This window comes from Moritella viscosa (assembly GCF_900120065.1).
GTDB classification, from domain to species: Bacteria; Pseudomonadota; Gammaproteobacteria; order Enterobacterales; family Moritellaceae; genus Moritella; species Moritella viscosa.
In genome coordinates this window covers 11905-25271 of sequence record NZ_FPLG01000105.1, presented here as the reverse complement: position 1 = coordinate 25271, position 13367 = coordinate 11905, and the positions used below count along the sequence as shown (strand labels likewise).

The window sequence follows — 13367 nt, the reverse complement described above, 5'->3', positions numbered from 1 at the left end:
GGGTATAATATTACTGATTCAAAAAACAACAAAAATACGACCTATTAACCATTCATATAGGTGATTAAAAAAAGCACTAATATAAACTCGATTAAACTAATACTTTGAAATAAGGATAGGATATTGCATATAATCAATAAAATAGACGCGAATATTTATGAATCCAGTATCACTGGTCGGATAAGATAAGGTTAGATAAAATAAGGAGTGATAAGATAAATTTTAAAAATGAAGATAAATGAAGTAACAAGAGGTAGATTAAATAAATTCGATCTCAGTAATTTTTTTATAAATCCAATTTAATTCAGGGTTTAGTGTTTTATTTTTAGGCCATAAAATAGATGCGACCCAATGTTCATTATTTAATTGATTAAACGCAAAAGATACCTTTGCTAATCGACCTTCATGTAAATCTCGTTTAGTAACAAAATTAGGTAAATGGCAAATACCAACACCACTTCGACAAAATGACAATATCGTATGTATATCTTCAACATACCAAACCTGAGTAGCCACATTCACTTCACTCATCACAGGATATTTAAGGTCTACCGGTGTGAGCAATCGAGAGTCTGCCATATTAATTAAGCTTATGTTGGAAATATCTCCACCTTTATAATCAGGTGATGCAACCCAAGAACTTTGCATATGAAAAGCGCTCACAAATTCACAATTCAATATATCTAAACCAGAAAAAAGACCTATCGCTAAATCTAATTTATTTTCAATAATCTCTTTATAGAGTAGTTTACTATTTTGTTGCATAATAAAAAGATCAACAAGTGGATAACGCTTTGAAAATTCACACAATATTCCAGTTACTCTATCAGAACAAACTAATGGATCGATACCGATTCGTATCTTGACGTCACTAATAGCTTCTATTATGCGTGACTGATTAATAAAATCATGATATTGCGACATCATTAATTTAGTATTTTTGAGTATTTTCTCACCCTTATCTGTTAAAACTGGGTATTTTTTATTTCTATTAAATAATTCAAAACCAAAATCAATTTCTAAATTTTGTATCGCAATACTAACCGATGCTTGACTCTTTTTTAATTCTTTTGCTGCGGCACTAAATGAACCTTTTTCCGCCGCTGAAATAAATGATAGTAAATTATCCATTTGTGGTTTCATTTTATTCCTTTATAAAGAATGTCACCTTAATTATCAAGTTAACTTAATATATTGTATTATAAGACCATGAACATGTACAAATATCATCTATAACATATACCTATAGGTGGTTGAAAATAAAGCAAACAGTAGTGGGGGTCGCATTTAACGCTTATGTTCAAGTTGAACTATATTTAGATGGTATTTAGACATTACAACCACCCCTCTAAAGAGGTGGTGGTCAGTTTTGTTGAATAATTAAAATGAAGATATATGTTAAAATAATATTACAATTTAATTATTTAAATATAGTATTTCACGCCTATAAATAAGAACGTTAAATTGTAATATTACAACTTACCCTACACGTTTATGATGTAGATATAATTAGAGATGAACAAAATATACTATACAAATATATTTAAACTGCTTATAAAAAACACTTATATAAACTCAATTCACTATATATAAATTAATGGGAAACTAATGGGGAAGCATTAACTCATACAAGCCACAATTGTTTGGCTTGATGAAAATACCGCATAACATTGATCACCAATGGTAAGGTTTAGTTGATTAGCCAACAGTGTATCAATCGACGCATAGATTATTTGTGGCGCAGTGCTTTTATGCTCGTCAAAAATAGCTAAGCTCACTTCAGTTGTCTGGCTATTACTGTAAATCTCATGAACGATACTCAAAACTTGATTGCAGCTTTCACCCGCTGATTTTTCAAGAAAAATACTAACCGCAGGGGCTTTGAATAACAGTAAAATGGGCTTACCAACGACTAATGACAAACGTGCGCAACTACTTTGGGTTACGCAAGCATTTAGTCGTAAGCCACTAGTGAGTTCGACCTGAAGGTATACATTTAAATTATCCAGGTTAGAGTCTGTACCCGCAAGATGATTATCGAGTGATAAAATAGTACCTGATAATTGATTACGAGCACTGGTTTTTAAAGAAAAATGTCCCATAACATCCAGTAGACTATTCATTGGAATAGCTTGATCTTGTAATGCTTCTAACACCATATCTTGCATTTGGTCAGTCAGTGCATACATTTGTAACAAACGTTCACCAAAGGCGGTTAACTTAGCCCCCCCACCTCCTTTACCGCCCTTTTCACTTTTAACTACGGATTCAGACAAACGGGTATTCATATCTTTAACCGAATCCCAAGCCGTTTTATAGCTCATACCAGCAAGCTTAGCTGCCTGACTAATCGAGCCACAGGTCTGTATCTGTTGTAGCAGTAAGATCCGTTTTGGGTTAGCAAACACTTTATCTGCAACAGAAATCGTCAATAATGCTTTTAAATCCACGATATATTATCACCTTAAAAATGAAGTACATATTGTGCGTTATCAGTAAAACAATAACAACATAGCCATAATATGGCTACAAACGAACCGAATGAACAGTGCAAAAAACACACATTGAAGTTTACTTCATCGAGTCCAGTAACAAAGATAAATACAATATAAAGGTGTGATCATAACCACAAATGCAGGGAGCAGGTCTAAATATAGGAAAAAATATTCTCTTTAATGGTAAATAACCACTCATATAAGAAAACATATTCTCCACACATAGGCGTACAGTAAAACAACAAGCGTAAGGAAATGTAAGCCAACGTATATTAACGTCAAATTATGTGTTGCTGAAGTTATTTGTCAGCATCAATGAGGAATATAGAATGAATAATCAATGGCAGCAATACAAAAACCTACTAAACACCTTTGTGAAACCTGCATTAGGTTGTACCGAACCCATCTCTGCTGCATATGCCTCCGCAGTGGCGGCAAGTATGCTACCTGCAACGCCTGAACGAATTACCATTCAAGTATCAGATAACTTATATAAAAATTCAATGGGTGTATTTGTACCCGGCACTGGTAAAATTGGTTTAGCGATTGCAGCTGCAGTAGGTGCGATTGCCGGTGACCCTGATGCTGGGTTAGAAGTCCTCGCACAAATAACACCAACCCAAGTAACACAAGCACAAGCGTTAATCGATGCGGGGAACATCATAGTTAAGCGTACCGATGCAAGCGAGTTTATATACTGCCATGTAGAGGCACAGTATCAAGATAACACTGCAGTAGTCGTAATCAGTGGCGGTCATACCCAAATAACAAAAAAAACACTCAATGGTAAAGTCGTCTTCAGTAATAACAGCTGCTCAGCCCAAAGCTCAGGTAATATCTGCGATAACCTCGATATTAGCATCCAAGGAGTTTATGATTACGCGATGGGTACTGATTTTGCTGATATCAATTTTATTCTCGAAGCTGCTACATTAAACTCGAATTTAGCTGATGAAGGCTTAAACCATGCGTATGGGCTACAAGTAGGTCGTACCATAGAACAAAATATCAAAAGCGGTTTTATGACGGCCGATCTTAATAATACGATTATCATGCGTACCTCAGCGGCATCCGATGCAAGAATGGGAGGAGCGACATTACCCGCGATGAGTAATTACGGTAGTGGTAACCAAGGTATAGCAGCAACGGTTCCTGTCTCTATGATTGCCCAGTATTATCATACAAGTGATGAACAACTTGCACGGGCGCTTGTGCTAAGTCACTTAGGCGCGATCTATATTAAGCAGCACTATCCAGCTTTATCAGCATTCTGTGGTAACACGGTAACAAGTGCATCCGCGGCGATGGCGATGGTCTACCTTGCTGGCGGTGGCTATGAACAATCATGTTACGCCATCCAAAATGTGTTAAGTGATTGCTCAGGTATGGTATGCGATGGTGCAAAATCGACATGCGCAATGAAAGTAAAAACATCCACGAGTAGTGCCATCACAGCCTTTATGTTAGCGATGAATGATACACAAGCATTTGATCAGGGGATTATTGCGCAAGATATTGAAACCAGTATCTGCAATATTGGTACATTAGTAACAAATGGTATGAGTAATACCGACGCAACCATCATAAATATAATGTCAGCATGATCGACTAAGCGCTGTAATATACACCATATAATAGTGCTTATACCATTTTAGAAAATCACACCTAGATTTACATTGTTTGGGGGAAATAAGCAGATTAATGACAAATGATAGCGCTAACTTTACCATTAACGTATATAATCACACGCTATGTCACATTCAGTATTAGCATAAAGATTACACGACCTCGTTAATGGAATTGAACGTTATTAGGAGTAACAATGCACAACCTATCCTCAAAGTCGTATCGGCTACCACTCCAAAATAAATTGGTTGGTCTGTCAGTTATGATTATTATTGGGATCGTTGCCTTCGTATTATTCTTTTATCATTCTTTTTCAGCCAGTTTAGAAGAAGAAAAAAAAGCTCAATCCAAAAATTTTATTGAATCAGCCCTCGGTATTATTCAACACTTTCATCAGCTTGAATTATCTGAAAAGCTAACCACTGTCGAAGCTCAGCAAATGGCGATGCGAACACTAGAGTCGGCAACGTATGGTGATGATGGCTATTTTTGGATCAATGACAGTAAAGGTAAGATCTTAATACAACCTTACATGCCAAATTTAGTCGGTTTAAATATGACAAATTGGGCAGACAGTACTGGTAAATATATTTTCCAAGAATTTGATCGAGAAGCGAGAAAAGGTGGCGGCTGGGTTTCTTATACTTGGCCTAAATTAAACACATCTAAAGAATTCCCTAAAATATCTTATGTTGCTCATTACCCAGCTTGGGATTGGCTTATTGGTACAGGGCTTTATCTTGACGATATGAAATCCAATATTTTCTGGGCTGTATGTCGAACATCCGGTGTCTTGTTACTTGGTTTTCTCATTTTCATTGTCACTATCGTTGTCATTATTAACTATTTTGTACATCAATTAAGTGAGCTATCGGTACGTGACTCTCTGACTAATTTGTATACGAAACGTTTTTTAAAAGAGATTATACCGACATTAATGAACCACAATAAGATGACAAATCATCATCTTGTCGCCATATTTATCGATCTAGATAACTTCAAGTCTGTCAATGACAGACATGGCCATGACAACGGTGATAAAGTACTGAAACACGTGGCTAGAATAATGAGTGACAACGCTAAGCAGAATGATTACTGCATGCGTTACGGTGGAGAAGAATTCGTCCTTATCGGTTTTTTCGATAGTGAAACGTCTGCTGTTGATATGGCTGAAATTATCCGTCACCAAGTCTCTGAATTACGTTTCATCAGTGATGAATCCACTTTTAATATCACGTTAAGCGCTGGCATTGCACTACACCATAGTCACAGTAACCATAGTTTTGAACACACGTTGAAACGCGCGGATATGAAGTTATATGAAGCAAAAACAGCAGGGCGCAACCGCGTATCAATTTAATTTCATTAATCGTGTTATATTTCACAAAAAAATTAAAATTTTATTAATTCTCGAGTTTTTTTCTTAAAAAGGTATATTTACACATAATTTATATTCTACTATATCAATAGATTACATTATTAACTGTGTCACTATGTCTAATTTTTCAGCCTATTCGCATCGCTTACCCATTCAAAATAAATTAATTGTTTTATCCGTTCTTATATTTTCGGTACTGATTGCTTTCCTATTGTTTTTTTATAACTCTTTTTCGACGAGTTTAGAAAATGAAAAAAAGGCACAATCAAAGCATCTCACTCAATCAGCATTAGGGATAATCCGTTATTTTTATGATCTTAGTTCAAATGGCCAGTTATCAGATAAAGACGCTAAGAAATATGCCATGGATGCGCTTAAACACGCAACTTACGGTGATAATGGATACTTCTGGATAAGTGATCTAGATGGAGAGATTTTATTACAGCCATATAAGCCAGAACTGGTTGGTATGAGTTTATTAGACTGGCAATACACGGATGGAACACGCCCTTTCCGCGACATTGATAGAGAAAGGCGTAAAGCGGGTGGCTGGATCACCTATCTTTGGTCTAAAAATGATTCATTAGAACAATATTCCAAGATAGCCTACGTGAGTTACTTCGCTCCTTGGGACTGGTTAATTGGCACCGGTATTTATCTTGATGATATGGAAAACAATGTATTTTGGACAGTATCAAAAGCGACCGGCATTTTACTTTTTGGTTTTGTACTATTCATTGGCGTATCTACCCTTACTATCAACTATTTTATAAATATACTCTCTAAACAGTCAGTTCGAGACTCGTTGACAAGGCTCTATTCCAAGCGTTTTCTAGAAGAAGTGATTCCAGGAATGTTAGAAAATGAAAAACGTCATAACAGAGCGTTAGCCGCCATATTTTTAGACATCGATCATTTTAAAAAAATCAATGATACCTATGGTCATAATTGTGGCGATAAAGTATTGACAAAAGTAGCCCGTGTTATGATGGAATGTACACGTACTGGCGATTATTGTATTCGTTATGGTGGTGAAGAGTTTGTTATTATCGGCCCCTGCGATAATAGCGAAAATGTAATAGCTGTCGCAGAACATATAAGAAAGCAAGTATCAAATTTAGTATTCACCCACGATAATACAGCGTTTAGCATCACCTTAAGTGCAGGTATAGCCCTACATGATCACGCTAAATCCTCATTTGAGGAAACGTTAAACGACGCGGATATGAAATTGTACGAGGCAAAAACAGCTGGACGTAACTGCGTTGTTATCTAGTGCTAAATCAAACGAATAAAATTTTGCCTTGTTAATTTACGTTAACGAGGCTAGAATTTACCAATCGATATATAACTAGGTATATAACGGTTGGGTATTTACCTCGCATTCAAGAAAAATATACATAAGGGATTGTTCATGACGCAGAGATATCACTGCAGGTTAAAACAGATCATTACCATTATTTTAGTTATTTTCAGCAGTCATGTTATGGCTAAAGAGCGTTTAACTATCTTTGCAGCGGCCTCATTAACTAACGCCTTAACAGAAATCGGTGATACGTTTAAAGCTGACTTAATAGCAAACCCAACAAAAATAAACCCAGTATTCTCTTTTGCTTCATCTTCGACTTTAGCAAGACAAATTGCCCAAGGGGCACCCGCTCAAATCTATTTATCTGCAAATCAAAAATGGATGGATTACTTAATTAAACAAAAAGCGGTTGCGGCGGACTCTCGTGTGACCTTGTTACGTAACTCACTGGTGCTCATCGCCCCTAGTACAAGTCCAATAAGTAGCGTCGTCTTAAATAAGCACTGGAATATCACGCATGCAGTGGGTGATAGTCGGATCGCAGTTGGCGATCCCGATCATGTACCAGCAGGTCGCTATGCTAAACAAGCATTAGAAAGTTTAGATTTATGGCAAAAAGCGATGCCGTTATTAGCCCGAACAAGTAATGTTCGCGGTGCATTAGCGCTAGTCGAGCGTGGTGAGTCACCATTTGGTATTGTGTATGCGACTGACGCACAAATATCCAAAAAAGTAAAAACGGTTGCGACCTTCCCAGAAAATAGCCACAAAGCCATTGAATATCCTCTGGTCATTGTCGGTCATAATACTAATTCCGCCACCAGAATATTCTACCGATACTTGCAAACAAAAACGGCACAAGCAATATTTGTTAAATACGGTTTTAAGGTACACTCTATTTAAGGTCAATAACGTTGAATTTGTTAAGTGATTATGAAATTGCAGCCTTGCTGCTGAGTTTAAAAGTATCGAGTGTGGCGGTGTTATTCAGCCTACCCTTTGGTATCGCTTGCGCGTGGATATTAGCCCGTTGTGAGTTTCCTGGTAAGTCGCTGTTTGACAGTCTAATTCACTTACCTTTGGTCTTACCGCCCGTGGTGATTGGTTATATTTTATTAATCTCTATGGGGCGTCAAGGCAGCATTGGCGCGGTACTTTATGACTGGTTTGGTTGGAGCTTTAGCTTTAGTTGGCGTGGTGCAGCATTAGCGGCTGCGATCGTCTCGTTTCCGTTAATGGTACGTGCTATCCGTTTGTCATTTGAAAGTGTTGATAGTCGTTTAGAGCAAGCCGCGCGTACCCTAGGTAGTAATCGCTTACGGGTATTTTTAACCATTACCCTGCCGTTAACCTTACCCGGTATTGTTTCTGGTATGGTACTGGCCTTTGCTCGCAGTTTAGGTGAGTTTGGTTCAACGATTACCTTTGTGTCTAATATCCCTGGTGAGACGCGTACTATTCCACTCGCCATGTACTCTTTTATTCAAACCCCAGGTGCTGAGCATGAAGCCGCACGCTTGTGTGTGATTGCTATTGTTATTGCCGTATTATCGTTAACCGCATCACAATGGTTAGCCAAAAAAGCCCAACAGCGAGTCGCGTCATAATGTTAACTATTGATATAAAGAAACAACTGGGTGATTTGGATTTGCAAGTGAATGCTCAAATTCCGATGCAAGGTATCTGTGCTGTGTTTGGTCGTTCTGGTGCAGGTAAAACCTCCTTGGTGAATGTTCTTGGCGGATTATCAACACCAGATAAGGGTCAGCTAACTTTAGGCGATACACACCTTTACCACCAGCAACTGCGGATTAATTTACCGCCAGAACGTCGCCGTATCGGTTATGTATTTCAAGAAGCGCGTTTATTCCCCCACTACAGCGTGCGCGGTAATCTCAATTACGGCAATAAAGATAAGGACCAAGTTCATTTTGATTCTGTCGTGAAGTTACTTGGTTTAGGTGAGTTATTAAAGCGTTATCCATCAACCCTTTCAGGCGGTGAAAAACAGCGCGTTGCGATTGGTCGCGCCTTGTTAACACGACCGCAAATGTTATTAATGGATGAGCCGTTAGCAGCGTTGGATTTACCCCGTAAGCGTGAACTTATTCCTTATTTGTTACAGCTAGCGAAAACCCTTAATTTACCCATTATTTATGTAAGCCACAGCTTAGATGAGATCTTACAGCTGGCTGATACCATGCTAGTATTGGATAAAGGTAAAGTGTTAGTTAACGGTCACTTACAAGCTGTTTGGGACAGTGCAGAAATGCGACCTTGGTTGCCTGCAAAAGAACAAAGCTCACTGTTAATGGCGACAGTAACAGCGCTGAATAAAGGCTATCGCATGAGTAAGTTATCACTCACTGATGGTACTTACCTGTGGATCAATGGCTTGCCTTTACCTGTCGACAGCAAACTACGTGTACGTATTCATGCTAACCATGTATCCCTGTGTAAAACACGTCCACAAGACAGTAGTATCCGTAACATTCTACCGACGACAATTACCGAGATTATACATTCAGAATCAAGTGATAATGTGCAGGTTAAATTGGCGTTTGGCGATGACCACATATGGGCGAACATCACCCCGTGGGCATGTGATGATTTGGCACTAACAGTAGGGCAAAGTGTGTATGCTCAGATCAAAGGCGTAAGCATGACTGAGAGTGAATTAGCGCAGTCGTTTTGAGGCATTTAGCTAAATTAATCAAGCCAAAAACATAGTAAATAGGCTAAATATAAAGCACTACTTCATCTAATATTTTTTGTAATAATACAGGGTCTGCGATAGCCCCAAAATAAAATTTTATACTGCCACGTTCATGTAACTCATCTGAGCATGAGGAAATCAACAAAATATCATATTCTTCGCATAAAACATCATCTAACGTATCTGCATCTTCCCAATTATAGATTAATATATAAGGGCCATGTATCTCGTCTATTTGTACAATCACGCGCTCTTTAGTTTTAGAATCAATCAAAATTATTTTCCTTTTATAGCTTTAATATAACTCTATATTATCTAAAATATCCTGTAATCGGATAGGATCAGCTAAACGGCCAAAGAAATAAATAACACCTTCTTTCTCGTCAATCTCATCAGCCCAACGTAATTCATACATTATTTTATACTTACCACGTAATATTGTATCCATATTGTGCTTTTCATAACATTTATGGACCTTAATGTAAGGACACTTATTCTTGTCTATTTGAACTAGTACTCGTTTTTTTGTTGCCAAATCTATCATTAAAAATCCTCGTTTACACTATCAAGCCAGTTTTTCTCTTCATCGGACGGCAGTCTTTTATTTTGTTGTTTATCTATAGCTATTCCTTTAAAAAGCTTGGCCCTAGAACTTTATTATCAATATATCTTCCAATCCCAAAAGCTGCAGTACTTAAACCAATACTAGTCATTGCCTCTGGATTAAGTTGGCCTTCATTGATAGCGTTAAGAGTATCAGCTACTACTTGAGTGGTTATCTCATCTAAAGCCTTAATTTCACCAAACCCTGTCGGATCAGTATACTTCAGCGGGTTATTCATCACATAGGAATAACGGTTAAAGCTGTTAGTCATGAATGGTGACTGAACGAACGGATCTGCACTTAAAAAGCGCCCGAGTTCTTGGTCGTATACTCGGCCATTCATGTGGATCAAGCCCACTTCTTCAATATGCTCGTGACCTGTGAAACCACGGTTGGTAATTAACTGCTGTGCAATATTAGTGACGCTGTCATCTTCCCAGAGCACACTGCGCATTTTACCCCAAGGATCAAAACTGCGGTGCTCGACAACACTACCGTAACCATCGGTAATCACATCCACCGAATCCAGCGCATCGTAATGCAAGTAACGAACTTGCTTATTTACCAACTTATGAGCACTGTCCTTCGCTTGCGTATTTAACGCAATTAACTTACCGCCAGCATAAATAAACTGCTTGTGTTGCACATCACCCGTTTTACTATCAGTAACCCGCTCGTACTGCTTACCAAAGTAAATCGTTTCACTGCCATCACTGCTTATTTTCTTATAACGCTGATGATTCGCATCATAGAAAAACTCAACACGCTTACCACGGCGGGTGATCTTGCTTGGTTTGTTTTGCTGGATTTACACCTTTTTTCATACCTACCCAATAAACCTCAATTCAATTTCTGCTTACGGAAGCTTGTTAGGCAAACCACATTATCAGGTATCACTTTGTATTCTTGTTTACTATCTGCAACTGACTTTGGATAAGGGCTGGGGAAATGGCCATTAGGAGTATCGGGATAGCTACCTTGAGCTAAGCCTTTGGCAAAGCGAAATAGTGCATCATCAAGCATACGTTCGACAGGTACGAAACGCTTGCTGCGCCCTTCGCTAGCGATACGTTTACGCATTTCATTGATATGCATGGACAAACCATATGCGTCATCATCGTTATAAGCCGTGACATCATTATTATCACTACTTTGACGGATCCAAGATTCGGTATCACTGACATGACCATTGACACTTAAATCCATATTTTTAAACCAGCAAAATACCTCAGTCTCTTTGACAAATTGCGAGGCGACTATGTCTGCAACTGACTCCTCAATCGCATCATAGTGCAGCATAAGATTGACCACTTCAATAAACAGTCGCCCTAAAAATAGCTCTTCAAATTCAGCTTGAGTTGGCGGGGCTAGATTGGGAAAGATCATCACATAACGGCTGCGGGCTTCAACGGCTATCACAGTCCCGTGATGAGACTGAACATTATTTTTTATAACATGGCATTGCCAGGCAAGCGTCTCAGCATCAGTGGTGATGGTTTGGGTGCCAATACGTTTACCGTCGATACAAGGTATTCTGACTAAGTCCAGCTTCATCCACTTACACAGCGCATTGCTTGCTGATATTTGAATATTCATGATAGCGTCCAGTGATTTTTATATATTGAACCTTACACTAATTCTATACCTTCGCTGTCACGATTTGATGAATTATTTATATCAATTACTCACTTTCCAAAGGTACGCGGAGATTCAGTTCCATGCCGTTACTTTCCAAAAATTCAACAACCTTTCTTCGCCATTGACCATTTTCACCTTGGGTGCCACCACCATTTCTCTCTATCGATGGTATAACGCCTATTCCTCTACTGCTTGTATAATTAAAATTAGCCCCTGCATTGAGAAGTTGCATCGTCATTTTCCAAGAAGCTGTTGAAGCTGCAAATAGTAAAGGAGTTCGTTCAGAAAGCGTTACAACATTAGGGTTTGCACCACCATCAAGCAATAATTTAAAATTTTCATATCGATTAGATGCTATAGCGTTAAAGAGAGGATAAGGCATATTGCTTTCCCCTTCATTATACAAATCTACATCACCGCCATACTTAATAAGTAACTTTAAAAATGAATCATTTTTAAATTGTGCAGCCCAGCCCATTGAGGATTTTCCTCGCAGTTTAGGGTAAACCCAATTTGGGTTTGCCCCTAATTGCAATAATGTATCTGCTAGAGCATAATTATCCGTTATTACTGCAGCAATAAGTAAGGAATGACCATTTTTATCTGGTTGGTTTATATCGAAATTGTTATTTTCTATAAACTCTTTGGCTACTTCAATATTATCTATTGTTTTAAAAAAAGCACTAATTTCAGCTTTCTTATCAGACTCGACCTCATAGACTTTAGAGAGTTTATTTAACTCATTACAACCATTTAAAAAAAATAAACTAGATATCATTATTAACCTTATTAGTACATTATTCATTAAATCTCCATATTCATTGATGTGTAATTTTTGGTTGCTTTTATTACGTTGACATTTACATTAATACTATTATCGAGTTAATTAATATTTACCAACGTTGTAAATAATCATCGATATCATCCCTGAAATTAGGTTTTACACGCTTAAGCTCAATCACCTTAACTCTCGCAGTCTCAGTACCAATAAGGTGCAATGCAGATAATACATCATCAATAATTATCTCTTTTTCAGACTCTAGAGCTAACCTTCCTAGTGCATCAACCGCAGCCTCATCTTTAAATACCGCAGTAGCATCAATAGCGGCCCCAACCTCATAAATATCCCCATTAAAAAGTATTTCTAATATTCTATTTTTCTCTGATTTTTTTACTCTATTATTTACCGAGGATAAATGTTCAATTCGGCTAAACAATGCCATTAATAGAACATTCCTATTTCGAATAAAAAACCTGTTATCTTTTTTAGTCAGGCATATTTCAATATCCTTAAATTCATCATACGATATTGAAATTGAACCAATCTCATTTAAATAAGCATAAAGAGACGTAATTTCATCCCTTCTTCTCTCAATACCAAAGATCAATGCTGATAATTCACTCTGGTCAATATAAGGGGTTTTATTATGAGTAAATGACTCACAACTTAGTGGCGCAGCTAACGCTAAATTCACCGGCAGTATCATGTACCATAAAAGCGCTTTGCTCACTCGGCAGAGATGTACAACTAGATACTTTAGCTGTTTTTCTTGTATTTCATTCATATCGCAGTTCTAATATCTTTATAATTAATTCATATT

14 protein-coding genes are annotated in these 13367 nt (G+C 37.6%); 6 read left to right on the top strand and 8 right to left on the bottom strand.

Annotation, left to right across the window (positions count from 1 at the left end):
- Positions 1–258: 258 nt before the first annotated feature.
- Together BT797_RS16455 and BT797_RS16450 are read right to left on the bottom strand one after the other, a co-directional pair.
- Positions 259–1143: a LysR family transcriptional regulator gene (locus BT797_RS16455; protein ID WP_045111022.1), complete on the bottom strand. Its 885-nt coding sequence runs from the start codon at positions 1141–1143 to the stop codon at positions 259–261.
- A gap of 476 nt (positions 1144–1619) precedes the next feature.
- On the bottom strand, positions 1620–2450 hold the full coding sequence (locus tag BT797_RS16450) for a TOBE domain-containing protein (RefSeq protein WP_045111023.1): 831 nt from the start codon (positions 2448–2450) through the stop codon (positions 1620–1622).
- A 374-nt stretch (positions 2451–2824) separates the two neighbouring features.
- On the opposite strand from BT797_RS16450, the gene BT797_RS16445 reads away from it, so the two are divergent.
- From BT797_RS16445 to modC, 6 genes are all read left to right on the top strand, one after another.
- Entirely contained in the window at positions 2825–4099 is a 1275-nt protein-coding gene (locus BT797_RS16445) for an L-cysteine desulfidase family protein (protein ID WP_045111024.1), read from the top strand.
- Positions 4100–4383: 284 nt separating this feature from the next.
- Positions 4384–5481 carry a cache domain-containing protein gene (locus BT797_RS16440; protein ID WP_075472905.1) on the top strand — a complete coding sequence of 366 codons (1098 nt, stop codon included), beginning with the start codon at positions 4384–4386 and terminating at the stop codon, positions 5479–5481.
- Positions 5482–5614: 133 nt separating this feature from the next.
- Positions 5615–6775 (top strand): diguanylate cyclase, encoded by a 1161-nt coding sequence (locus BT797_RS16435; protein WP_045111025.1) that lies wholly within the window; start codon positions 5615–5617, stop codon positions 6773–6775.
- Positions 6776–6913: 138 nt separating this feature from the next.
- Positions 6914–7711 (top strand): molybdate ABC transporter substrate-binding protein, encoded by a 798-nt coding sequence (modA, locus tag BT797_RS16430; RefSeq protein ID WP_045111026.1) that lies wholly within the window; start codon positions 6914–6916, stop codon positions 7709–7711.
- A gap of 17 nt (positions 7712–7728) precedes the next feature.
- Complete coding sequence (modB, locus tag BT797_RS16425; protein WP_045112596.1) at positions 7729–8415, top strand: molybdate ABC transporter permease subunit; 687 nt, start codon at positions 7729–7731, stop codon at positions 8413–8415.
- Positions 8415–9503, top strand: coding sequence for a molybdenum ABC transporter ATP-binding protein ModC (gene modC / locus BT797_RS16420; RefSeq protein ID WP_045111027.1), 1089 nt, complete (start codon positions 8415–8417; stop codon positions 9501–9503). Before modB ends, modC begins: the two co-directional genes overlap by 1 nt.
- Positions 9504–9546: 43 nt before the next feature.
- Here the strand turns inward: modC and BT797_RS16415 are convergent, their stop codons facing one another.
- The 6 genes from BT797_RS16415 to BT797_RS16390 all read right to left on the bottom strand — a co-directional run bounded on the left by BT797_RS16415 (position 9547) and on the right by BT797_RS16390 (position 13331).
- The gene (locus tag BT797_RS16415; protein WP_045111028.1) at positions 9547–9798 is read right to left on the bottom strand and encodes a hypothetical protein; all 252 of its coding nucleotides are present in this window, start codon (positions 9796–9798) and stop codon (positions 9547–9549) included.
- Positions 9799–9819: 21 nt separating this feature from the next.
- The gene (locus tag BT797_RS23860) at positions 9820–9972 is read right to left on the bottom strand and encodes a hypothetical protein (protein ID WP_170860779.1); all 153 of its coding nucleotides are present in this window, start codon (positions 9970–9972) and stop codon (positions 9820–9822) included.
- 175 nt (positions 9973–10147) lie between these two features.
- Positions 10148–10912 carry an RHS repeat domain-containing protein gene (locus BT797_RS16405; protein WP_474600037.1) on the bottom strand — a complete coding sequence of 255 codons (765 nt, stop codon included), beginning with the start codon at positions 10910–10912 and terminating at the stop codon, positions 10148–10150.
- A gap of 56 nt (positions 10913–10968) precedes the next feature.
- Positions 10969–11724: a DUF6933 domain-containing protein gene (locus BT797_RS16400; RefSeq protein WP_045111031.1), complete on the bottom strand. Its 756-nt coding sequence runs from the start codon at positions 11722–11724 to the stop codon at positions 10969–10971.
- 85 nt (positions 11725–11809) lie between these two features.
- Entirely contained in the window at positions 11810–12571 is a 762-nt protein-coding gene (locus BT797_RS16395; protein ID WP_045111032.1) for an ankyrin repeat domain-containing protein, read from the bottom strand.
- Positions 12572–12659: 88 nt separating this feature from the next.
- Positions 12660–13331, bottom strand: a complete 672-nt coding sequence (locus BT797_RS16390; protein WP_045111033.1) for a hypothetical protein — start codon at positions 13329–13331, stop codon at positions 12660–12662.
- Positions 13332–13367 lie beyond the last annotated feature (36 nt).